Annotated in this window: 23 protein-coding genes and 1 tRNA gene; 16 read left to right on the forward strand and 8 right to left on the reverse strand. The window is 67.4% G+C overall.

From position 1 onward, the window contains the following. Positions 1-84: 84 nt before the first annotated feature. The 6 genes from JHD80_RS13685 (at position 85) to JHD80_RS13710 (ending at position 5,217) form a co-directional block, all read left to right on the forward strand. Positions 85-465: a cupin domain-containing protein gene (locus JHD80_RS13685; protein WP_199088149.1), complete on the forward strand. Its 381-nt coding sequence runs from the start codon at positions 85-87 to the stop codon at positions 463-465. 181 nt (positions 466-646) lie between these two features. Continuing rightward, a complete protein-coding gene (locus JHD80_RS13690; RefSeq protein ID WP_199088151.1) occupies positions 647-1,921 on the forward strand; it encodes an ABC transporter substrate-binding protein in 1,275 nt (424 codons plus the stop codon). Positions 1,922-1,995: 74 nt separating this feature from the next. Then, positions 1,996-2,895: a branched-chain amino acid ABC transporter permease gene (locus JHD80_RS13695; protein WP_199088153.1), complete on the forward strand. Its 900-nt coding sequence runs from the start codon at positions 1,996-1,998 to the stop codon at positions 2,893-2,895. 5 nt (positions 2,896-2,900) lie between these two features. Then, on the forward strand, positions 2,901-3,824 hold the full coding sequence (locus tag JHD80_RS13700) for a branched-chain amino acid ABC transporter permease (RefSeq protein WP_199088155.1): 924 nt from the start codon (positions 2,901-2,903) through the stop codon (positions 3,822-3,824). Beyond that, positions 3,821-4,567 carry an ABC transporter ATP-binding protein gene (locus JHD80_RS13705; RefSeq protein WP_199088157.1) on the forward strand — a complete coding sequence of 249 codons (747 nt, stop codon included), beginning with the start codon at positions 3,821-3,823 and terminating at the stop codon, positions 4,565-4,567. The genes JHD80_RS13700 and JHD80_RS13705 overlap by 4 nt, the downstream gene beginning before the upstream one ends. Next, the gene (locus tag JHD80_RS13710; protein ID WP_199088165.1) at positions 4,567-5,217 is read left to right on the forward strand and encodes an ATP-binding cassette domain-containing protein; all 651 of its coding nucleotides are present in this window, start codon (positions 4,567-4,569) and stop codon (positions 5,215-5,217) included. Before JHD80_RS13705 ends, JHD80_RS13710 begins: the two co-directional genes overlap by 1 nt. Positions 5,218-5,495: 278 nt before the next feature. Here JHD80_RS13710 and JHD80_RS13715 read toward each other — a convergent pair. The 3 genes from JHD80_RS13715 to mnmA form a co-directional block, all read right to left on the reverse strand. Next, a tRNA-Met gene (locus JHD80_RS13715) sits at positions 5,496-5,572 on the reverse strand. Between the two features lie 67 nt (positions 5,573-5,639). Beyond that, a complete protein-coding gene (locus tag JHD80_RS13720) occupies positions 5,640-6,296 on the reverse strand; it encodes a class I SAM-dependent methyltransferase (RefSeq protein WP_199088167.1) in 657 nt (218 codons plus the stop codon). Positions 6,297-6,334: 38 nt separating this feature from the next. Continuing rightward, on the reverse strand, positions 6,335-7,519 hold the full coding sequence (gene mnmA / locus JHD80_RS13725; RefSeq protein WP_199088169.1) for a tRNA 2-thiouridine(34) synthase MnmA: 1,185 nt from the start codon (positions 7,517-7,519) through the stop codon (positions 6,335-6,337). A gap of 251 nt (positions 7,520-7,770) precedes the next feature. Between mnmA and JHD80_RS13730 the strand changes: the two genes are divergently transcribed. From JHD80_RS13730 to flbD, 8 genes are all read left to right on the forward strand, one after another. Then, positions 7,771-9,273, forward strand: coding sequence for a flagellar hook-length control protein FliK (locus JHD80_RS13730; RefSeq protein ID WP_199088171.1), 1,503 nt, complete (start codon positions 7,771-7,773; stop codon positions 9,271-9,273). 15 nt (positions 9,274-9,288) lie between these two features. Next, on the forward strand, positions 9,289-9,957 hold the full coding sequence (locus JHD80_RS13735) for a flagellar hook assembly protein FlgD (RefSeq protein ID WP_199088173.1): 669 nt from the start codon (positions 9,289-9,291) through the stop codon (positions 9,955-9,957). A gap of 107 nt (positions 9,958-10,064) precedes the next feature. Beyond that, entirely contained in the window at positions 10,065-10,340 is a 276-nt protein-coding gene (sciP, locus tag JHD80_RS13740) for a CtrA inhibitor SciP (protein WP_038359348.1), read from the forward strand. A gap of 202 nt (positions 10,341-10,542) precedes the next feature. Further along, the gene (gene fliF / locus JHD80_RS13745) at positions 10,543-12,222 is read left to right on the forward strand and encodes a flagellar basal-body MS-ring/collar protein FliF (protein ID WP_199088175.1); all 1,680 of its coding nucleotides are present in this window, start codon (positions 10,543-10,545) and stop codon (positions 12,220-12,222) included. A 14-nt stretch (positions 12,223-12,236) separates the two neighbouring features. Next, entirely contained in the window at positions 12,237-13,316 is a 1,080-nt protein-coding gene (gene fliG / locus JHD80_RS13750; RefSeq protein WP_199088177.1) for a flagellar motor switch protein FliG, read from the forward strand. A 1-nt stretch (position 13,317) separates the two neighbouring features. After that, positions 13,318-13,899, forward strand: coding sequence for a FliH/SctL family protein (locus JHD80_RS13755; protein WP_199088179.1), 582 nt, complete (start codon positions 13,318-13,320; stop codon positions 13,897-13,899). Positions 13,900-13,910: 11 nt separating this feature from the next. Beyond that, the gene (gene fliN / locus JHD80_RS13760; RefSeq protein ID WP_199088181.1) at positions 13,911-14,261 is read left to right on the forward strand and encodes a flagellar motor switch protein FliN; all 351 of its coding nucleotides are present in this window, start codon (positions 13,911-13,913) and stop codon (positions 14,259-14,261) included. A gap of 44 nt (positions 14,262-14,305) precedes the next feature. Continuing rightward, positions 14,306-15,670, forward strand: coding sequence for a sigma-54-dependent transcriptional regulator FlbD (gene flbD, locus JHD80_RS13765; RefSeq protein WP_199088183.1), 1,365 nt, complete (start codon positions 14,306-14,308; stop codon positions 15,668-15,670). Positions 15,671-15,686: 16 nt separating this feature from the next. On the opposite strand, the gene JHD80_RS13770 is transcribed toward flbD, so the two are convergent. The 3 genes from JHD80_RS13770 to JHD80_RS13780 all read right to left on the reverse strand — a co-directional run bounded on the left by JHD80_RS13770 (position 15,687) and on the right by JHD80_RS13780 (position 17,928). Then, entirely contained in the window at positions 15,687-15,995 is a 309-nt protein-coding gene (locus tag JHD80_RS13770) for a hypothetical protein (RefSeq protein ID WP_199088185.1), read from the reverse strand. A 135-nt stretch (positions 15,996-16,130) separates the two neighbouring features. Then, entirely contained in the window at positions 16,131-17,573 is a 1,443-nt protein-coding gene (locus JHD80_RS13775; protein WP_199088187.1) for an MFS transporter, read from the reverse strand. Positions 17,574-17,640: 67 nt separating this feature from the next. Beyond that, positions 17,641-17,928 (reverse strand): hypothetical protein, encoded by a 288-nt coding sequence (locus JHD80_RS13780; RefSeq protein WP_199088189.1) that lies wholly within the window; start codon positions 17,926-17,928, stop codon positions 17,641-17,643. A 223-nt stretch (positions 17,929-18,151) separates the two neighbouring features. On the opposite strand from JHD80_RS13780, the gene flhA reads away from it, so the two are divergent. After that, entirely contained in the window at positions 18,152-20,281 is a 2,130-nt protein-coding gene (gene flhA, locus JHD80_RS13785; RefSeq protein WP_199088191.1) for a flagellar biosynthesis protein FlhA, read from the forward strand. Positions 20,282-20,357: 76 nt separating this feature from the next. After that, positions 20,358-21,245, forward strand: coding sequence for a DMT family transporter (locus tag JHD80_RS13790; protein ID WP_199088193.1), 888 nt, complete (start codon positions 20,358-20,360; stop codon positions 21,243-21,245). Positions 21,246-21,258: 13 nt separating this feature from the next. Here the strand turns inward: JHD80_RS13790 and JHD80_RS13795 are convergent, their stop codons facing one another. Beyond that, positions 21,259-22,296, reverse strand: coding sequence for a lysylphosphatidylglycerol synthase transmembrane domain-containing protein (locus JHD80_RS13795; protein WP_199088195.1), 1,038 nt, complete (start codon positions 22,294-22,296; stop codon positions 21,259-21,261). A gap of 159 nt (positions 22,297-22,455) precedes the next feature. After that, positions 22,456-22,830 carry a CopM family metallochaperone gene (gene copM / locus JHD80_RS13800; RefSeq protein ID WP_199088197.1) on the reverse strand — a complete coding sequence of 125 codons (375 nt, stop codon included), beginning with the start codon at positions 22,828-22,830 and terminating at the stop codon, positions 22,456-22,458. Positions 22,831-22,887 lie beyond the last annotated feature (57 nt).

A 22,887-nucleotide genomic window follows, 5' to 3' on the forward strand; every position in this document is an offset into this window, starting at 1 on the left:
CAAGCCATCCCTTCGAACACGCAGCGCGGCCCATCCGGGGGCGGTTTCCGCCTTCCGCCGGGCGCTATCGCGAAAGGCCAGATCATGCCCGTCAACAAGAAGCACGACGAATTCTACACGCTCGACATGGCGAGCGGCTGGGAGGTTCCGGCCGGTTATCCGGCCGGCATCGAGCAGAAGATTCTCTCCGGAGCGCTGGACGAGACGAACAGCCGGGGCACGCGCACCCGCCTGCTGCGCTTCCAGCCCGGCGTCTACACCACCGCGCCGTTCTCCCACGACTACTGGGAGGAGGTCTATCTGGTGGAAGGCGACCTCACCGTCGGCAACGACGCGAACGGCAACGGCGGAACGGCTTTCCCGCCGCACACCTACGCGGTGCGCCCGCCGCACGCGAAGCATGGCCCTTTCAAGTCGCAGAGCGGCTGCCTGCTGCTCGAGATCCATTATTTCGACCCGGTCTGAGCGGCCGGCCGGACGATAGCGCCGCTGCTCGGAAAGGGCTCGTTCAGAAGCCCGCCCGGCGGCGCTCCAGGCACCGAACAACACACAGGGAACGGCCGCAGGCCACAGCACGTCCGGGAACGCCCCGGTCGACAGGAGAGGACGCAGGATGACCAAGTCAGGTTGGACAAAGTCAGGTTTCATGGCCGCTCTCGCGGTTTCGCTCGGCGCCTTGATGGCGGCGGCCTTCGCGCAGGAGAAGCCGGCCGCGCTCGGCGTCGGCGTGCTGACCTTCACCTCCGGCCCGGCCGCGGCCTATGGCATGCCCGGCAAGAACGCGGCCGAGCTGATGATCGACGAGATCAATGCCAAGGGCGGCATCGGCGGCGTGCCGCTGAAGGCGACCTATGTCGACGAGGCGCAAGGTACGCAGGGCGTGATCGCCGAGTATCGCCGCCTCGCCGAGGACAAGGCCAACCAGGTCATGATCGCGGCCCTGTCGAGCGCCAACTGCCTGGCGCTGGCGCCGCTCGCCGAGCAGCTCCAGGCCCCGACGATCGGCTGGAACTGCGACACGCATCAGCTCCTGCTTGATGGCAAGAGCCGCTATTATTTCCGCCCGAACGGCAACACGATCCCCGAATTCGTCGCCTATGCGCTCTACCTGCTGCAGCAGAAGCCGGACGTGAAGCGCATCGCCATCGTCAATCCGGACTACGCCTTCGGCCATGACGCGGCGCTGATCTTCAAGACTGCGATGAAGGCGTTGAAGCCCGATGTCGAGGTCGTCGCGGAGCTCTTCCCGAAGCTCGGCTCGGCCAATTTCCAGACCGAGATCTCGAAGCTCTCGGCTTCGCGTCCGGATGTGGTCTTCTCTAATCTCTGGGGGGCGGACCTCGAGAATTTCGTGCGCCAGGCCCAGCCGCGCGGGCTGTTCTCGTCGAGCCAGGTCGTGCTCGCGCTGGGCGAGACCGTGCTCCAGCGCGTCGCGCTGCCGGAGGGCGTGATCGTCGGCGTGCTCGGCGATGGCTGGTGGATGTCGCAGGACGCTAAGGCCAATCCCGACACGAAGAGCTTCGTCGAGGCCTATCAGAAGCGCTACGGCGAATACCCGGTCTTCCCGTCGATCAAGATGGCCAATGCGATCGTCTACATGAAGGCGGGCTACGAGGCCGCGCTGAAGAAGAACGGCGGCAAATGGCCGAGCCGCGACGAGCTAGCCGAGGCCATGCGCGGCAGCACGGTCAAGACGCTGACCGGCACCACCGTAACCCGGACGGACAATGACGGCCTCGTCGACCAGATCGTCGGCATCACCACGAAATCGGCCGATTACAAGTTCCCGGTCATCGGCGGCATGGTCCGCTACAAGGGCGATGCGCTGATGCCGCCGCAGGGCGAAGACGCGATCAAATGGGTGGGCACGCTGACACCGGCCTTCCTCGCCGCGCAGCCGAAGCCCGGCAGCTACCAGTAAGCGACGTGCCCGCGGGGAGGGCGGCTTGAAGCCCTCCCGCTCATTCCCTCATCGTCATTGTCCAGGTGCCGCCCATGCTCGACACCCTGATTCCGCTCGCCGTCGACGGCCTGGCCAGCGCGGCGCTGATCTTCTTCGTCGCGGTCGGGCTGACGCTGGTCTTCAGCGTCCTGCGCGTGCTCAACGTGGCACATGGCAGCTTCTATTCGATCGGCGCCTATGTCGCGGCCTCGGTCGGGCTCTGGATCGCCGGTGCGGGGCTGAATCCCTGGTTGTCCTTCCCGGCGTTGATCCTCAGCGCGGCCATCGTCGCGGCGCTGTTCGGCCCGCTGGTCGAGCGTTGCCTGATGCGCTGGACCTACGGCAAGTCGGAAGCCATCCAGATCCTCGTCACCTTCGGCCTGTTCCTGATCCTGGAGGACCTGCAGCGCATCGTCTTCGGCGTCTCGTCGCTGGCCGAGGATACGCCGATGCAGCTTCTCGGCTCGACCCGGATCGGCGGCGTGATCTACCTCAACTACCAGCTCCTGCTGATCGCGCTGGCGGCCCTCGTCGTCATCGGCCTGCGCGTGTTGCTGACGAAGACCCGGATCGGGCGCCTCGTCACCGCCGTGGTCGCCGATCGCGAGATGGCGCAGAGCATCGGCATCAACACCAACCGCGTCTTCATCCTGTCCTTCTCGCTCGGCGTCTTCCTCGCTGCCTTGGGCGGCGCTCTCGCGACGCCGACGGCTGGCGCGGCGCCCGGCCTCGGCGCCGAGACCATGGTGCTCGCCTTCGCCGTCGCCGCCATCGGCGGGCTCGGCCAGATCGAGGGCGCGGCGCTGGCGGCGATCATCGTCGGCCTTGCGCGCGTGCTGGCGATCTATTTCGCGCCCGAACTCGATGCCGTCGCCCCCTACATCGTCATGCTGGTCGTGCTGCTGATCCGCCCCTACGGGCTGTTCGGCCAGGCTGCGACCCGGAGGATCTGACCGCCATGCGTGCCGCCCTCTTCCTCATCGCGCTGGTCGTGCTGGCGCTTGCGCCCGTCGCCGCGCCCTGGCTGCAATTCGTGCTGACGCTCGCCATCGCCAAGGGCTTCGCCGCGCTCGGCGTCGCCGTGCTGCTGCGCGGCGGGCTGATCTCGATCGGCCATGCCATGTTCTACGCCGTGAGCGCCTATGCCATCGCCTTCCTCGCCCGGGCCGGGGTGAACGAATTCGTCCTGCTTCTCCTGCTCGGTACGTTTGCCTCGGCGGTCGCCGGTCTCGTCGTCGGCGCCTTCATGGTGCGCTACCGCGCGATCTTCTTCGCCATGCTCAACCTGGCCATGTCGATGGTGCTCTACGCGCTCATCTCGAAGCTCTACGGCATCACCGGCGGCACGGACGGCATGCGGCTGGCTGTGCCGAGCTTCTTCGGCGTCACGCTCGACAAGGCGCGCTTCGACACGGCGCTCTACTATGCCGGCATCGTGCTGATGGTCGGTGTCGGCTACGGCGTGCAGCGCTACCTCGCGAGCCCGCTCGGTCATGCGCTCTCGGCCGTGCATACCAACGAGCTCCGGCTCGAATATCTCGGCGTGCCGGTCCGGATCGTGCTGCTGATCGCCTATACCATCTCGGCCGCGCTCGCCGGCATCGGCGGAGCGATCGCGGCCATGGCGATCGGCCATATCTTGCCGGAATTCGCCTTCTGGACGGCGTCCGGCCATCTCGTTCTGGTCGCGGTGCTCGGCGGCATCGGCGGCGTCGCTGGCCCGTTCATCGGCTCGCTCTTCCTCGAAGTGCTGCACACCGTCGCGGTCGGCATCACCGATGCCTGGAACCTGATCATCGGCGTCGCGCTGATCGGCGTCATCTTCTTCCTGCCGAGCGGGCTTTACGGCCTGCTCCGGCGCCGCAGCGGAGAACCGGCATGACCACGCCTCTCCTCCAGGCCAAGGACCTGCGCATCGCCTTCTACGGCGTGAAGGCGGCTGACGGCGTCAATCTCGAAATCCGCGAGGGCGAGTTCCTCGCCATCATCGGCCCGAACGGCTCCGGCAAGACGACCTTCCTTAATCTCTGCACCGGCTATCTCCGGCCGAGCTCGGGCGAGGTCTATCTCGACGGCAAGCCGATCACCGCGATGGCGCCGCGCACGATCGCAAGGCGCGGCATCGCGCGAGCCTTCCAGATCCCGCAGCTCTTCCTCGACCAGAGCGTGCTCGACAACCTGATGATCGCGGTCGCGGCCAAGCGCGGCATCTGGGTGCCCTTCAAGGCGCTCGGCGCCGAAGGGCGGCGCCAGGAGGCGGAAGAGCTGCTGGCGCTGGTCGGGCTCGACCGCGAGGCTGGGCAGTTGGCCGGCACCTTGCCGGAAGGGCGGCGCAAGCTGCTCGACATCGTCATCGCACTCGCCCTGAAGCCCCGCCTCGTCCTGCTCGACGAGCCGACCAGCGGCGTCAGCACGATCGAGCGCTTCACCCTGATGGAGACGCTGATGGGCGCCTTGCGCCAGGCCAAGGTCACCGCGCTCTTCGTCGAGCACGACATGGACGTGGTGCAGCGCTACGCGGACCGCGTCGTCGTCTGGGATTCCGGCAGCGTCATGGCCGAGGGGCCGCCCTCGGTCGTATTCAAGGACGAGCGGGTGCTGCGCAACGTCGTGGGGGTGGCGTGATGCTTCGGATCGAAGGAGTGAGCGCCGCGATCGCCGGCGTGCAGGTGCTGCGCTCGGTCTCGCTCGGGCTGACATCGGGCAGGACGACGATCCTGATCGGCCGCAACGGCGCCGGCAAGACCACGACGCTGCGCGCGATCATGGGCTTGCTGCCGGTGCAGGGAGGCTCGGTTCGGCTCGACGGTGAGGAGATCGGCACGACGCCGGCCTATCGCCGGGCGGCGCAAGGCATCGGCTATGCGCCGGAGGACCGGCGGCTGGTCCCCGAATTCAGCGTCGAGGACAATATCGTCCTTCCGGCGCTGGCGCTCAGCCTGCCCGCGGCCGAGCGGACGCGGCGGCTCGACGAGGTCTATGCGTTGCTGCCGCAGCTCAAGACCATGCGCAAGCGGCCGGGCGGCGGCGTTTCGGGCGGGCAGGGCAAGATGGTGGCGCTCGGCCGCGCGCTGATGGTCGCCCGCACGGCGCTGCTACTCGACGAGCCCTTCCAGGGGCTCGCCCCCGCGCTGGCCCTGGACTATGCGCGGACCCTCGGCGATCTCAAGCGCAGCCGTCCGGACCTCGCCATCCTCGTCACGGAATCGACTCCGGCGCTGCTCGACGCGATCGCCGACGAGACCTTGCAGATCGAGCGCGGCGAGATCGGCTGAGGGCGACGCGGCGGAACTCCGGCTACCCGGAGCCGATGGCCCAATGCTAACCAATTCCTCGCTTCACTGTCAGAACCTGACGGTGAAGCGAACGTCTCGATACGACGATCGCGGCTCGCGAGGAGAATGGCGGCGAGGCGAAGACCGCGCTCCGCGACCCGATCCGGGCGACGACTATCCAACCGGCGTCGGCCGGAGAATTCCCGAAACGCGATGTGCTTGGGGAGCTGACAGCCCTTATCGGGGGCACTTTCCGACGACACTGTCGGGGAGAGGAGTGGTAGCGGGAGAGGGACTTGAACCCCCGACACGCGGATTATGATTCCGCTGCTCTAACCAGCTGAGCTACCCCGCCACAGGGCCGAGGCCGGCAGAGCCGGCTCGTCTTCGAGGCGCGATATAGGCGTCGCGGCGGGGGGCCGTCAAGCCTTCGATCGCGCGTTATCGGTAGAAGCCTGCTTGCGCAGCCGGACGACCTTGAAATAGCCGCTGCCGATATGGACGGTCTCGTAGCGGCCCGTCTTCAGCGCCCAGTCGGTCAGGCGGCTGACCTTGAAGTCGGAACTCCAGCCGATCGCCTTCGATAGCGGGGCGACCGCGCGCCAGAAAGGCGCCAGGAAGCCGCCATCGTCGACGAGGCGGCTCGAGATGATGATCTCGCCGCCGGGCTTCAGGACGCGGTCCATCTCGGCCAAGGCCTGCTCTGGGTTCGGCACGAGCGTGATCACGAATTGTGCGGTGACCGCGTCGAAGCGCTCGTCTCCGAAGCCGAGCCGGCAGGCATCCATCACCATCAGCCCGCGGACATGGGCGAGATTCTGGTTCTCGACCTTGCGATGGGCGACCTTGAGCATGTCGAGCGACAGGTCGGCACCGAGCACGCGGGAACCGGGAGTGAAATAGGGCAAGGTGAGCCCGGTACCGACGCCGATCTCGAGGATGTCGGGACCGCAGGCGCAGGCCGCTTCGACCGCCTCGCGCTGCGGGCGGGCCAGCATGCGCTGATAGATCCGGTCGTAGAATTTCGCCCAGGTCGCATAGACGCGCTTCTGGCCGTCGAGATCGTAGGTCACCGGCATGGCATGGAAGTCCGAACGGAAGAGCGAGGCCTGAGCGATCAGGGCAGGGCGAGGGCGGCCGGTGCGGGCGCGGCCGGCAGGGCGAGCGGACGGCGCACGATGGTGCCGCCGCCGAGGACGCGGGAACCTGGCCCGGCATCGGCATAGATCACGCAAGCCTGGCCGGGCGAGACGCCTTCCTCGTCGCCGGCGAGCTCGATGCGCAGGCCGTCCGTGTCGCGGAACAGGCGAGCCTCGCGCGGCGCCCGGGTCGAGCGCACGCGCACCGCGACCTCGAGCCCGTCCTGGGGCAGGGCGTCGAGCGAGATCTCGCCGATCCAGTTGAGATCGCGCAGGCGGACCTCGCGCACGCTCAGCGCCTCGCGCGGGCCGACGATGACGCGGGCGTCATCGGCGTCGAGGCGCAGGACATAGAGCGGCTCGCTCGCACTGATGCCGAGCCCCTTGCGCTGGCCGACGGTGTAGTGGAGCACGCCGTCATGATGGCCGAGGATGCGGCCGTCGAGATGGACGATGTCGCCGGGGCGGGCGGCACCGGGCTTCAACCGCTCGATGACGTCGGCATAGCGGCCGTTCGGCACGAAGCAGATATCCTGGCTGTCGGGCTTGTCGGCGATGGCGAGGCCGAGCTCGGCGGCAAGCGCGCGGGTCTGCGTCTTGTCGACATGGCCGAGCGGGAAGCGCAGCAGGTCGAGCTGCTCTTGCGTCGTCGCGTAAAGGAAATAGCTCTGGTCGCGGCTCGCATCTGCGGCGCGAAACAGGCCGCGATGACCGTTGCCGAGATCGCGGCTGAGCACGTAATGGCCGGTCGCCAGGGCATCGGCGCCGAGCTCCTTCGCCAGATCGAGCAGGTCGCGGAACTTCACGGTCCGGTTGCATTCGACGCAAGGGATCGGCGTCTCGCCGGCGAGATAACTCTCGGCGAAGCGCTCGATCACCGCATCGCGGAAGCGGCTCTCGTAGTCGAGCACGTAATGGGGGATGCCGATCGTCTCGGCGACGCGACGAGCGTCGTGGATGTCCTGTCCGGCGCAGCAGGCGCCGGCCCGGTGGACGGCGGCGCCGTGATCATAGAGCTGGAGCGTCACGCCGATGACGTCGTAGCCCTCGCGCTTGAGCAGCGCCGCGACCACGGAGGAATCGACGCCGCCGGACATCGCCGCGACGACGCGCGTCGCCGCGGGCGGCTTGGCGATGTCGAGGGAATTGCGGATAGCGGTCATTCTCGGTCGTGTCGTCGCTGGCTCGGGGGCAGGCGCGGGCATCGGCGCATGTGCCGGCTCTATACCGGCTTTGGCCGGATGCCGCCAGCAGGATCGGCAAATCCTGCCGGGCTGGGCTGCGCAGCCGGGCTCATATTGCCCGCCGGCGGCCGCGCGGTGGCGCTAAATCCTTGATTCGAAACGGCACGTTTCTGGCTTGCAACTTGCTGGACAGGGCCGGGCGCGTTGTTGCCCGCGTCACGGGACCGTTCATGCCGATCCAGTCTGCGTTCACCAGCCAGGCCACTGCCGAAGCACCGGCCGCCCGGTCGCGCGCCGCTCAAACCGAGCCGCGCGAGGGCGGCGAGGTCTTCACGCTGCCCGAGACCGAGGCGGTCGACACCGGCGGGGCCAAGGCCGGCGCGGCGGGGAAGATCGCTGCCTCCGGGGAGGTCGTGGCGGCCAAGGAAGCCGCGGCGACCGAGACGGTTGTCGATCCCGCCAAGGTCCAGGCGCAAGCGAAGGCATCTCAAACGACCAACGCGCCCGCTGTGCCGGTCACGGCGCCCGCTGCCTCCGGTAAGCCCGCTTCGCAGGCCGCCAAGACGGATGCGACCGGAATCGCCTTCCTGATCGCGATGGCCGCCGCCCAGGCCGGTACCCAGCCCGAGGCGGCCGGCGAAGGGAGCGCGACGAAAGCCGGGGGAGCCGATGGCGAAGCCGGCAAGGGCGAGACGAAGAAAGAGGGCAAGGCTGCGGCGGAAGACAAGGGCGAGGCAGCAGCGGCCGCCGCTGTTCCGGTGACCCAAAACCAGGCCGTGGCGACACCGGTCGCGGTTACGATCGTGCCCGCCCTGCTTCAGCAGGGGGCGTTGATCGCCGTCGATGGGGCTGCGGGAGACGCTACGGAAGCCATCTCGGCCGAAGGCGGAGCGAAGAAGGACACTGCGAAGCCAGCCCTTGCCACTGCGACCGCAGGGCTGCCGCTGGTGACGACCGCGACGCCGGAACAGCCGCAGGCCGGGGCCGCCCTGGCGGCGGATGGCAAGGCCGCCGCGGGCGGCGTCCATGTTGCCGCGATGGCTGGGCAGGGCGTGCAGGAATTCGCCGACATCCGGGCCAAGGCCGATCAGCCGGCTGCCGCCAATGGTGCACCGGCCCCTGCCGATGCGAAGGCGCTCGACGCTCTCCAGCAGCAGCCGGCCGCTCCGTTCGACCTGTCGAGCCTGTTGCAGGTGCCCGGAAAGCCCGGGCATGATCGCCTGCTCCAGCCATTCGATCCGAATGCGGCGGCGGGCACGGCGCCGGGAACCCCCGGGCAGGGCACGGCGAACAGCCCGCCGACACCGATCCATGTCGTGCCGATCGAGATCGGCCTGCGGGCGATGTCGGGCTCACGGCAGTTCGACATCCGGCTCGATCCCGAAGAGCTCGGCCGCGTCGACGTCAACCTGTCGATTTCCGACAAGGGCGAGGTCAGTGCCAAGCTGGTGGTCGACCGGGTCGAGACCCTGCACCTGCTGCAGCGCGACGCGCGGACGCTGGAGCGCGCCTTCGAGCAGGCGGGCCTGAAGCCGTCCGATGGCGGTGTCGACATCACCTTGCGCGATCCGTCCGACCAGTCGGCCTTCCGCCAGAACCGCCAGCAGGACGAGGCGCCGCAGCGCCAGCGCCAGTCCGGCGGTGCCGAGCTTACCGAGGACACCACCCTTTCGACCGACCTCGCCCCGCAGCGCCGTGTCATTCGGCTCGGCGGCGTCGATCTCAGCATCTGAACGAGGACAAGCGCCATGGCTGTTTCCGGAACATCAGGCACGTCCGGCACATCGGGCACCAGCAGCAGCGTGACCGGCTCGACGAGCGGGATCGCCAATAATTTCGACCAGTTCCTGACGCTGCTCACGACGCAGCTCAAGAACCAGTCGCCGCTGGACCCGCTCGACACCAACCAGTTCACGGCGCAGCTCGTGCAGTTCGCCGGCGTCGAGCAGCAGCTCAAGACCAATGAGACCCTGGGCTCGCTGCTCAGCCTCAGCGCGGCCGGCACGGCGACGAACGCGGTCGGCTTCATCGGCTCCACGATCACCGCCGACGGCACCACGACGCGGCTCGCCAACGGCAAGGCCGACTGGAAGGTCAACATGGCCTCGGCGGGCACCGCGACCATCACCATCAAGAATTCCAGCGGCAGCGTCGTCCAGACGATGACCCGGACGCTGACCGCCGGCGATCAGACCTTCAGTTGGGACGGCTCGACATCGCTCGGCACCTCGGCGCCGGACGGAGAGTACAGCATCTCGATCGACGCCAAGAACGTGTTGGGCGAGAGCGTCACGGCGAAGACGCAGATCAGCGGCGTGGTCGACGGCGTCGATTTCACCTCCTCGATCCCGATGCTCAAGATCGGCTCGATCACCGTCCCGATCGACAAGGTCAAGAGCGTGGTGCGCAGCGAGTGAGCGGCGGCGAATCAGTCGTGGACATCCGAGGCGATCGTTTTAGCCAATTCTTAAAGCCGCCCGCCTATGCTGCCCTCAGTAGCTCTGTTGAGTTGTGTGAGTGTACCATGACCGAGCCATTGCGACCGCGGGTTAAGTACGTGATCGGACCGGACGGAAGTCCGCTGACGATCGCGGACCTCCCGCCGATGAATACGAGGCGCTGGGTCATCCGGCGAAAGGCCGAGGTGGTCGCTGCCGTGCGCGGCGGGCTGCTGAGCCTGGAAGAGGCGTGCCAGCGCTATACGCTGACCGTCGACGAGTTCCTAAGCTGGCAGATGTCGATCGACCAGCATGGCCTCGCGGGCCTGCGGACGACCCGAATCCAGCACTACCGCCAGTAAGAAGCAGATATTTCCGTTTCTTTTCAAAGGCATCGGCCCCGACAGGGCCGGCGCCTTTGGCGTTTGCGCGCGATCTCCCGCGATAAAGTTAACGGCCAGCCCCGAAAAATTAACCGCCCGCTAACCATGCACTGGGAAAAACTTGCCTAGTGGGGCGGGACAGGTGTGCCGTACCCCGCGATTCTGTGGGACGGATGGCGGCGTGAACGGCCTGATCGAGCAGTTTGCCAAATTCGGAGCGGCACGCCTGGCGGCCATGCTGGCCGTCACGCTGGTGCTCGTCGGCTTCTTCGGCTTCGTCATGCTCCGGATGTCCCAGCCGGCGATGAGCGTGCTGTTCTCGGACCTCGGCAGCCAGGACGTCAGTGCCATCCTCAAGGATCTCGATGCGCGCGGCATCAAGTACGAATTGCGCGGCGACGGCCAGACGGTGCTGGTGCCGAAGGCCGACGTGCCGCGCCTGCGCCTGGACCTTGCCGGCAAGGGCATCCCGGCCGGCGGCGGCGTCGGCTACGAAATCTTCGACAAGGGCGACGCCTTCTCCTCGACCAGCTTCGTGCAGAACATCAATCATCTGCGCGCGCTCGAAGGCGAACTCTCGCGCACCATCCGCTCGATCGGTCGGGTGCAAGCGGCGCGCGTCCATCTCGTCATCCCGGAGCGGCGGCTGTTCGAGCGTGACCGCGAGCCGCCGCGCGCCTCGATCGCGCTCAAGCTCGCGGGCGATCTCGACGCCGCGCAGGTCCGGGCCGTGCGCCATCTCGTCGCCTCGGCCGTGGACGGACTGAAGCCGGAGCGTGTCTCGATCGTCGACGAGCGCGGCCGGTTGCTGGCGGATGGCGCCCAGAGCGACCAGGGTATGATCGGGCTCGGCATCGAGGAGCGCCAGACCGCGATCGAGAAGCGCATCAAGGGCCAGGTCGAGGACATCGTCGCCAGCGTCGTCGGATACGGCCGGGCGCGGGTGCAGGTTTCGGCCGCGCTCGACACCAATCGCGTCGAGAGCCGCTCCGAGAGCTACGACCCGGAAAGCCGCGTCCTGCGTTCCAGCCAGAACCGCACGGAAGCCTCGACCACGACCGAGGGCGGCAACGGCGCGGTGACCGTCGGCAACGAGTTGCCGGGCGCGCAGCAGACGCAAGGGACACAGCAGAACCAGCGCGAGAACTCCTCGAAGAACGAGGAAGTCGCCAATTACGAGATCTCGCGCACGACCCGTACCGAGGTGCTGGAAGGCGGACGGGTCAAGAAGCTCTCCGTCGCCGTGCTCGTCGACGGCAATTATACGCGCAGCCCGGCCGGCGAACTCTCCTACCAGCCGCGCAACAACGAGGAGCTCGATCGCATCGGCGAGCTCGTGCGCACCGCCGTCGGCTTCGATCAGGGTCGCGGTGACAAGGTCGAGGTCGTCAACCTGCGCTTCGCCGAGGCCCCGCCGGCGCCGGCCGAGCTCACCGACCAGACGCTGATGCAGCAGCTGCTGTCGTTCACCCGCGAGGACCTGGCGCGCTTCGCCGAGCTCGGCGTCATCTCGCTGCTCACCGTGATCGTGCTGATGACCGTGGTGCGCCCGCTGCTGAAGCAGGTGCTGGCCGCCGACAACAGCAATGTCCGGGCGATCCCCTCCTTCATGCGCAATGGCGCGGTCCTCGCTGGCGAGACCGGCGATCCTGCCGGCAGGGCCGTGACGGTCGGGTCCGATGGCGAGCACCTTCCAATCGAGGTCGACGCCGCGCCTTCCGAGCGGATGCTGGCGATCGCCCAGGTCAAGGGGCAGCTCAAGGCACAGTCCGTGGAAAAGATCGGGGCTCTGGTCTCGCAGAACCCGGCCGACTCGGTCGCTGTGCTGCGGAGCTGGATCCACGAGAAGTCCGCCGCGTGACGGGGCGCTGAGACATGGCCGATACCCGATCCATCGCAACGCGGAACACCGGCTTGGAGGACGCCATCGAGGGCGGCGGCTTCGGCGTGACGACCGTCGCCGAGATGACCGGCCCGCAGCGCGCCGCCGTCATCCTACTGGTGCTGGGCGAAGAGCACGGCCGCCAGATCTGGCAGGAATTCGACGACGACGAAATCCGGATCATCACGCGGGCCATGGCCGAGCTCGGCACGGTCGATGCCGACGAGGTCGAGCGCCTGATGCTCGATTTCGTCGGCAAGCTCTCCAGCGCCGGCGCGGTGACGGGCTCCTTCGACCGCACGATCTCGCTGCTGGAGAAGATCCTCCCCACCGATCAGGTCGCGCTGATCATGGAGGAAATCCGGGGCCCTGCCGGCCGCAACATGTGGCAGAAGCTCGGCAATATCGACGCTGTGGTGCTCGCGAACTTCCTCAAGAACGAATACCCGCAGACCATCGCCGTCATCCTGTCGAAGATTCGGCCCGAGCATGCCGCCAACGTGCTGCGCAACCTGCCGAACGAGCTCTCGATCGAGGTCGTCGGGCGCATGCTGCGGCTGGAAGCGGTGCAGAAGGAAGCGCTCGACCATATCGAGAACACGCTGCGCACCGAGTTCGTCTCGACGCTGACCCAGACGCGCCGGCGCGATCCGCACGAGATGATGGCGGAAATCTTCAACGGCTTCGACCGGCAGACCGAACTGCGCTTCCTCTCGGCGCTCGATGCCTCGAACCAGGATTCTGCGGAGCGCATCCGCGCCCTGATGTTCACGTTCGACGACCTCGCCAAGCTCGACCCCGCCGGGTTGCAGACGCTGGTCAGCCAAGCCGACAAGACTGCGCTGGCGCGCGCGCTCAAGGGCGCCAGCCAGTCGATGCGCGACCTCTTCTTCGGCGCGATGTCGCAGCGTGCCGCCAAGAACATGCAGGACGACATGGCGAGTCTGGGTCCCTTGCGCCTCAAGGAGGTCGACGAGGCCCAGACGATGCTCGTCCAGATGACCAAGGAGCTCGCCGACAAGGGCGAGATCGTGCTGTCCAAGGGCGGCTCCGACGACGAGTTGGTGTACTGAGATGGCCGCGACCAAGTTCATGTTCGGGACCGATTTCCGCGAAGGCAGCCGCAAGGCTGCCGGCGAGGCGGAGCTCGCCGCGGCCCGTGCCGAGGGCTTCCATGCCGGGCAGGAACAGGCCCATCGCGAAGCGCAGGGCCAGCTCGTCGGCCTGACCGGGCAGCTCGCGCGCTCGGCCGAGCGGCTCTTCGCGCAGGAAGCGGCGCGCACGGCGGCGATCGAGGAACATGCGGCCCATGTCGCGATCGCGACGGCGAAGGCACTGGCCGGAGCCGCTTTGGCGGAGAAGCCGCTGGCTGCCCTGGAAGGGGCCGTCCGCGAAGCCTTGAACCATGCCCGCACCGCGCCGCATCTGGTGCTGCGCGTGCATGAGAGCGTGGTCGAGGCCGCCGAGGAGCTGGTCCGCAAGCTCGCGGCCGAGCACGGCTTCGCCGGCAAGCTGATCGTGCTCGGGCAATCCGACATCGTGCCCGGCGACGGGCGCATCGAATGGGCGGAGGGCGGCTTCGTCCTCGACAGCCAGCAACTCACGGCTCTGGTCGAACAGGCGGTCGCGCGCGTGTTCGGCCATGGCCAACCATGAAGGTCTGAGCGATGAGCCCGGAGAACGATCTCAACCTGCCGCCGCTGAACCAAGCCGACCTGTCCTTCGACCAGGGTGACATGTCGGTCGCCCGTTCGGGCCCCGTGCCGATCAAGACAGCCGAGGACCTGGAGCAGGTCTTCGACGTGCCGGTCACGGTGTCCGCGGTGCTCGGCTCCTCGAAGGTCGCGGTCGGGGACCTCCTGCAGATCGTGCCCGGAGCGGTTCTCGAACTCGACCGGCGCGTCGGCGAAGCCATCGACATCTTCGTCAACGAGCGGCTGGTCGCGCGCGGGGAGGTCGTCGTCGTCGAGGACCGGCTCGGCGTGACCATGACGGAAATCATCAAGGCGGACCGGTGAGAGCCGGCCTCGCCCTCGTGACCAAGAACGAAAGGACCTGAGCCATGCGCCTCATCATTGCCGGCGGTCTCAAGGGACAGATCATCGCAGCCGCCAAGATCGCCATGTCGCATGGCGCGGCGGTGACCCATACCGAGAGCCTCGAGCAGACGCTCGCCGTGTTGCGCGCCAAGGGCGCCGACCTGTTGATGGTCGATGTCGTCCAGCCGATCGCAGCCTATGTCGCGGCGCTGGAGGCCGAGCGCATCCGCACGCCGCTCGTCGCCTGCGGCACCTCGACGGATACGCGCGCGGCCGTCGCGGCGATCCAGGCCGGTGCCCGCGAATACGTGCCGCTGCCGCCCGATCCGGAATTGATCGCGGCCGTGCTGGAGGCGGTCGCCGCCGACCAGTCGAGCCTGATCTGGCGCGACCCCGCGATGGAACGCGTCGTGCAGCTCGCCACTCAGATCGCCCGCTCGGAAGCGCCGGTTCTCGTCACCGGCGAGAGCGGCACCGGCAAGGAGGTGATCGCGCGTCATCTCCACCAGAAATCGGGCCGGAAGGACCGTCCTTTCGTCGCGGTGAACTGCGCGGCGATCCCCGACAACCTGCTCGAATCCGAATTGTTCGGCCATGAGAAGGGCGCTTTCACCGGCGCCATCGCACGCCGCATCGGCAAGTTCGAGGAGGCCCATGGCGGCACGCTGCTGCTGGACGAAATCTCGGAGATGGATGTCCGCCTGCAGGCCAAGCTGCTGCGCGCTCTGCAGGAGCGCATGATCGACCGCGTCGGCGGCACGCAGCCGGTCAAGGTCGATATCCGGATCATCGCGACCTCGAACCGCAACCTGGCCGACGCCGTGCGCGAAGGCTCGTTCCGCGAGGACCTGCTCTACCGGCTGAACGTTGTGCATCTGCGCCTGCCGGCGCTGCGCGAGCGGCCGGGCGACATCTTGGTGCTGGCCGATCATTTCGCCAGGAAATATGCGGATCTGAACGGGCTGCCGCCGCGGCCGATCGCTGCCGATGCGCGCAAGCTGCTCCTCACCAGCGCGTGGCGCGGCAATGTGCGCGAGCTGGAAAATACGATGCACCGGGCGGTGCTGCTGGCGAGCGGGCCGGAGATCGCGGCTGCGGCCGTGCTGAGCCCGGAAGGAGAGGCGCTGGCGCCGGCCCCGTCACGCGATCCGGCTGCGCGCGCGGCCCAGACGGCGGAGGCGATGACGCGCTCGCTGGTCGGGCACACCGTCGCCGATGTCGAGCGCGAGCTGATCCTCGATACGCTCGATCATTGCCTCGGCAACCGCACGCACGCGGCCAAGATCCTGGGAATCTCGATCCGCACGCTGCGCAACAAGCTAAGCGAGTATACGTCTGCGGGGATCACCGTCGCCGAGCCGGGCCAGACGCGCATCAGCGCGGCCTGACCCGGGCGATCAGCTGTTACCAGTAGCGCCTGCGGTAGTAGTAGCGCGGCCGGGCATAATAGCGCGGACGGTAGTAGTAGCGCGGGCGATAATAGGGGCGCCGATAATAGCGCGGCCGGCGGTAGTAATAGTACTGGCTGAATTCGGCATCGGTCTTGTCGAGCGCCTCCTTCATCTCGGCTGTCACGGCCTCGTCGCCCTTGGCGGGCTCGGCGTCCGGCAGCGGTGCCAGCTTGGGCTGGGCCGCTTCGGCGACGGCGATGCCGCCCATGCCGGCTGCGGCAAAACCACCGACCAGTGTCATCAGGAATGAGCGTCTGTCCACGACGGCCTCCAGGCTGTTGTCACCACATCTCCCAGGGCATTCTTAACGAGGGAATGCCGGTGTGGAATAATGCATTTAAAGGATGCTTTGTTCCATCGAGGCGCCTTTCACGCGCTATGGTTACGCGTATCGCGCTCAATCCACCGCATTGAGCGGTCTCGCCACACTTTCGAGCGGCTGGCGCTCAGCCCGGACGGCGAAGCGCGCCGCGACCAAAGCCGCAGTCAGCATCAGCACGGCCCCGAGCAGATAGCCGCCGAAGACGCTGCCGCGCGAGCCGGTGTCGATGAGTATGCCGAAGAGCCAGGGGCCGGCGATGCCGCCCGCGCCGGTGCCGACCGCATAGAACATCGCGATGGCGAGCGCGCGCATCTCCACCGGGAAGGTCTCGGAAACCGTCAGATAGGCCGAGCTCGCCGCGGCCGAGGCGAAGAAGAAGACGACGCTCCAGCACAGGGTGAGCTGCGAGGCCGTGAGCCAGTCCTTCCAGAAGAGGTAGCCCGTGCCGGTCAGCAGCAGGCCCGACAGGGCATAGGTCGCGGCGATCATTACGCGCCGGCCGAGCGTGTCGAACAATCGGCCGATCAGGAGCGGCCCGAGGAAATTGCCGGCGGCGAAGGGGAGGATGAACCAGCCGACCTGCTGCGAGGGAACGGCGTAGAAATCGGTCAGGATCAGCGCGTAGGTGAAGAAGATCGCGTTGTAGAAGAAGGCCTGCGACAGCATCAGGGTGAGCCCGACCAGCGCGCGCTCGCGATGCACGACGAAGAGCGTGCGGAAGACTTCACCGAGCGGCGTCGCGGCGCGCGGTCGCAATCGGGTCAGTGGCAGGGCCTCGCCGGCCGGCGGAACGAAGCCGGCGCGGCGCTCGATATCGGCGACGATCTCGGCGGCGCGCTCGGGCTGGCCATGGCTGATCAGCCAGCGCGGGCTTTCCGGAATCCATTGCCGCATGAACAGGATGATCAGCCCGAGCGCGGCGCCGATGAAGAAGGCGAGGCGCCAGCCGTATTCAGGGTCGATGCGGGCGGGATCGAGCAGGACGATGGCGCCGAGCGCACCCAGCGCCGCGCCGATCCAGAACGAGCCGTTGATGACGAGATCGGTCCAGCCGCGGACGCGGGCCGGGACGAGTTCCTGGATCGTCGAATTGATCGCGGTGTATTCGCCGCCGATGCCCATGCCCGTGAGGAAGCGGAAGAGGATGAAACTCCAGACGTTCCAGGAGAAGGCGGTGGCCGCGGCGGCGGTGAGATAGACGAGCAGCGTGATCGTGAAGAGCTTCTTGCGCCCGAGCCTGTCGGTCAGCCAGCCGAAGAAGACCGCGCCCAGCACCGCGCCGGCGATATAGGCGGCGCCGGCCATGCCGATCTCGGTATTGGTGAATTTGAGGTTTGGGCTCTCCTTGAGGGCGCCCGAGACCGAGCCGGCGAGCGTGACCTCGAGCCCGTCGAGAATCCAGGTGATGCCGAGCGCGATTACGACGAGCGTGTGGAAGCGTGACCAAGGCAGGCGGTCGAGCCTGGCGGGCACGTCGGTCTCGATCGTGCCGCTCTGAATGTGCCCCGGCGCTGTCATGCCGGATGCCTCCCGTCATCTCTCGAAATGAAAAGGCCGGCACCGAAAGGTGCCGGCCCGGAACAGGTCAGCGGACCCAGTAGACCCGGCCGTTGCGGACCACGCGGCGCGGCCGGCGATGATGGACGGGCGGGGGCGGGCGCCGGTGATGGCGCGGATAAGGACGGCGATGATACTGCGTGAACTCGGCATCGGTCTGATCGAGGCCGGCCTTGAGGGCGGAATCGATTTCGCCGGCGGCGACTTCCACGGGCTTGGGGGCGGCCTCGGTCAGGCTCTTCGCCATGGCGGTGCCACCGATGCCGGCGACTGCGATGCCGCCAAAAAGACTGGTGATGAAAGAACGTCTATCCACTTGATCCTCCGTCGAGCTCGGCTCGAAATGCGGGTTTGTCGGCCCAGTCCCCAGTCTCGGGGCGAATGCGGCCGCAACACGGCCTTTCGATAACAGGTCGTTCAGGAAAAGGTTCCAGATGGAATTTTCAGGTCGATCTTAACCACTCGTTCACCATGTGCCCGGCAAGAATTGCCGAGCTGCGCCCTGCTTCGGGGCGCGTGGGCGCGGGGCGGAGCGGTCGATGACCGATGTGACGGCAGGTCAGGGCGGAAGCTTCGCCATTCCCGATCGCGGGGCGATGGGGAAGCTGCTCAACCGTCCCGATCTCTTCCTCGCCATCGGCGTCATGGGCATCCTGGTGGTGCTCATCTTCCCGATGCCGGCGGTCCTGCTCGACCTGATGCTGGCGCTTTCGATCATCGTATCGGTGCTGGTGCTGATGACCGCGCTCTTCATCGAGGAGCCGCTCGAGTTCTCGGCCTTCCCGACGGTGCTGCTGATCGTCACCATGTTCCGGCTGGCGCTGAACATGGCCTCGACGCGCCTGATCCTCGCGCATGGCCATGAGGGCTCCGCGGCGGCTGGGCACGTCATCGAGGCCTTCGCCGGCTTCGTGATGAGCGGCAATTTCGTGATCGGCGTGATCGTCTTCACGATCCTGATCATCGTGAACTTCGTCGTCATCACCAAGGGCTCGGGCCGCATCGCGGAGGTCGCTGCCCGCTTCACCCTCGACGCGATGCCGGGCAAGCAGATGGCGATCGACGCCGATCTCTCGGCCGGGCTGATCGACCAGGATACCGCCAAGGCCCGCCGCAAGGCGCTGGAGGACGAATCCTCCTTCTTCGGCTCGATGGACGGTGCCTCGAAATTCGTGCGCGGCGATGCCATCGCCGCCCTGCTGATCACCTTCATCAACGTGCTCGGCGGCATCATCATCGGCGTGGCGCAGCAGGGCCTGAGCTTCGGCCAGGCGGCGACGAACTACACCCTTCTCACCGTCGGCGACGGCCTCGTCAGCCAGGTGCCGGCGCTGATCGTCTCCACCGCGGCCGGCCTGCTCGTCTCGAAGGCGGGCGTGCGCGGCGCTGCCGACAAGGCGCTCGGCAAGCAGCTCTCCGGCTATCCCAAGGCGCTCGGCATGTCGGCCGCCGTCATGCTGCTGATCGCGCTGCTGCCGGGCATCCCGATGCTGCCCTTCCTGCTTCTGGCGGCCGGCGCAGCTTTCCTCGCTCGCCGCTTCGGCCAGGCGGCCAAGGCCCGCGAGGCGCAGCAAGCCACGATCGATGCCGGCCAGGCCAGCGGCACGCTGGCGGCGGACGGCACGCCGCGCGAGGAGACGCTGAACGACCTGCTCAAGATGGACGAGCTCAAGATCGAGATCGGCTACGGGCTCTTGCCGCTGGTCAATGCGCCGAGCGGCCAGGACCGGCTCACCGATCAGGTCAGGGCGCTGCGCCGGCAGCTTGCGGCCGAGCTCGGCTTCGTCATGCCGGCGGTGCGCATCGTCGACAACGTCCAGCTCGACGCGAACCACTACTTCATCAAGATCAAGGAGATCGATGCCGGGCAGGGCATCGTCTATGCCGGCCAGTACATGGCGATGGACCCGATGGGCGGGGCGGTGAACCTGCCGGGCCACAACGTTCTGGAGCCGACCTTCGGCCTGCCGGCGACCTGGATCGACGCGGCGCTGCAGGACGAGGCGCAGCTGCGCGGCTACACCGTAGTCGACGCCGCGACCGTGATCTCGACGCATCTCACGGAAGTGCTGAAGTCGAACATGCCGGAGCTGCTCTCGCATTCCGAGGTGCAGAAGCTGCTGCGCGAGCTGCCGAAGGACCATGCCGATCTCGTCAAGGAGATCGTGCCGAGCCAGATCTCGACCACCGGCATCCAGCGCGTGCTGCAGCTCCTGCTCTCCGAGCGCATCTCGATCCGCGACTTGCCGACCATCATCGAGGGGATCGCCGAGGTCGCGTCGAGCGTGCGCAATCCACGCGAGATCGCCGAGCATGTCCGCGCCCGGCTTGCCCGCCAGATCTGCGCCCAGTTCTCGAACATGCAGGGCGTGCTGCCGATCATCACGCTGTCGCCCGCCTGGGAAGGCGTCTTCGCCGAGTCGATCATCGGCCAGGGCGAGGATCGCCATCTCGCCATGCAGCCCTCGCGCCTGCAGGAATTCGTGCATCACGTCCGCGACAAGTTCGAGGATGCGGCCCGCATTGGCGAGATGCCGGCGCTGGTCACCTCGGCGATGGCGCGGCCCTTCGCCCGCCAGATCATCGAGCGCTTCCGCCGGGAGACGCCGGTGCTGTCGCAGGCCGAGATCCATCCTCGCGTCCGCCTCAAGACGGTCGGCAGCGTCTAAGAGCCTCCCGTTTCCACGGCCCCCCGATGCCTGCGGCGCAATGGTCAGCGCCTCGGGCTGCGGCTAAGCGGAGATCATGTCGCGCAACGCTGCCCTCTTCGCCGTCATGTGCCTCGTCTGGGGACTGACCTGGCTGCCGGTCAAGGTCGGGTCGACGCATGTGCCGCCGGTCTTCCTGGCGGCGGTGCGCTTCTCGATCGCCGGGTTCCTGATGCTGGTCTGGGCCGGGCGTGACGCGCCCAAAGTGCCGGCTGGCGCCTGGCCGCGCCTGATCGGCACGGCACTGCTGCTCAATACCGTGAATTACGCCCTGCTGTTCTGGGGCACGAAACATGCTCCGACCGGGCTCGCGGCCATCGTCAATTTCGCGACCATCCCGATCTACACCCTGCTGGCGAGCCGGGCGATCGAGGGCGTGCGCATCGACGGGCGCAAGATCGCCGCGATCGCGCTCGGAACCGTCGGGCTCTGCTTCCTGTTTGCGACGCGGGCGATGGGCGGACTCTCGGCTGCCCATGGCGATCCGCTGGAGATGATGGGCCTTGCGGCCGTGGCCGCGGGCACGCTGTTCTACTGCGTCGGCGCCGTGCTCTCGCGGCCGATCGCCGGGACGATGCCGACGCTGACGCTGGCCGGCTGGCAGACGCTGATCGGTGGCATCGGCCTCACGATCGTCTCGCTCACGCTGGAGCCCGTCACGCTTGCCGATGTCTGGAAGCTCGCGAGCTGGCCGGTCCTGCCCGCCGTGGTCTTCCTCGTCATCGGCGGGTCGCTGATGGGCTTCACCATCTATATGCGGCTGCTGCGCGACTGGGGCGCGTTTCGGGCCGGGCTCTATGCCTTCGTCAGCCCTGCGATCGCGGTGGCCGTCGGCGTCGCAGCGCTCAGCGAACCCTTCGGCTGGTCGGAAGCGATCGGCGCGCTGCTCATGTTCGGTGCGGCGGCGATCGCCCTCAAGCGTTAGGGCATGGCCGACACTACGGCGGCGGCGCGATGCGGGTGCTGCGCTTGAGCTGCGCCCGCTCGAAGGCCAGCACGATCGGCAGCGAGAAGACCAGCGGCAGGATCAGGTAGAACATACGCCAGACCAGCAGCGCCGCGAAGACGGCCGGCGCCGGGACGCCGGGCATGACTGCGAGGAAGACCGCCTCCATCACGCCGACGCCGCCCGGGACCTGGCTGAGCAGGCCGGCCGAGAAGGAGAGCAGGAAGGCGCCGAGCACGATCAGGAAGCCCGGATTGCCCTGGTCGGGCAGCGCGAAATAGATGATGCCGGCGGCGCCGGCGAGCTCCAGCGGAGCGGCGAGATACTGCCTGAAGACGATCGGCAGCCGCGGATAGATGACCTCGAGCTTGCCGATCTTCAGCGGCTTGAACCGCAGCCAGGAGCCGATCGTGTAGAGCGCGACGAAGGCGAGCATGCCGACGCCGATCAGGCGCGCGGTACCGTCGCTGATCGCGAACCATTTCGACATCCGCTCCAGCGGGTGGAGGATCTGCGGTTCGTAGAGCAGCACGAGCCCCATCAGGAAGATCGTGCCGAAGGCGAAGGTGAAGGAGCAGAGCGCGACGAGCACGGCGACTTCCGCCGCCGTCAGCCCCTTCGCCGTGTAGGCCCGGTAGCGCACCATCCCGCCGGAGAAGACCGAGGCGCCGATATTGTGCGAGAGCGCATAGGTCACGAAGGAGCAGAGCGAGATGTAGAACCAGGAAATGCCCTTCTGCTTGCCGAGATGGATCAGGGCGATGCGGTCGTACCAGGCGAGCGCGGCATAGGCGACCAGCGTCGCGAGCGCTGCGTGGAAGAAGGCTTCCGGCGGGATTACCGCGATCTTGTGGCCGATGCGGTGGGCGATGATCTTGATGCTCTGCCAGAGGCTGGCATTGGCGAGCAGCGCCTCGATCGTGGCGTCGGAGCCGGCTTCGGATTTGAGCTTGCTCCAGAGCAGCTCGACGGACCAGACGACCGCGACGAGCCCGATGATCGGCCAGAGATAGTCGAGATAACGTTTCATGGAGGCCGCGGGTTCGGGGCAAGAAGGTGACAGGCAACGGCTGGCCCACGTCGTCACCGCTGCGGCGCGAACCTTTTCCCTCTCTGCCAGTGGGGAAGGGCGAGGGCAAGCATTTGAGGCTGCCGGTCCTCGCCCAAGGTCATGGGAGCGGAGAAGCGGCTACTTGGCGTTCTTCTTCAGCCAGTCCTTCATCATCGCGACCTCCTTCTCCTGGTCGCGGATGACGCTCTCGGCGAGCTTGCGGATCTCGGGGTCCTTGCCATGGGCGAGGACGATCCGGGCCATGTCGATCGCGCCCTGGTGATGCGGGATCATGCCGCGGACGAAATCGGCATCGGCATCGCCGGAATAGGGGATGTCCATGTCCTTGTGCATCTTCATGTTGGCGTCGCGATAGGCTTTGGTCGAGGCGCTGTCGCCGGGTTTGGCGGCCGCAGGGGTGCCGTGACCGGTATGGGATTGCTGGGCCTGGGCCGCGCCGGCGAGCAGGCCGGCGGCGAGAAGGGCGGCGAGAGCCATGGAAGTACGCTTCATCTGTCTGGATCCTTGATCGATGGATAGGCGGACCGCGCCGCGAGGCGGCGTCGTGAT

Origin of the sequence: Allobosea sp. ASV33 (assembly GCF_016428755.1) — a bacterium.
GTDB lineage: Bacteria > Pseudomonadota > Alphaproteobacteria > Rhizobiales > Beijerinckiaceae > Allobosea.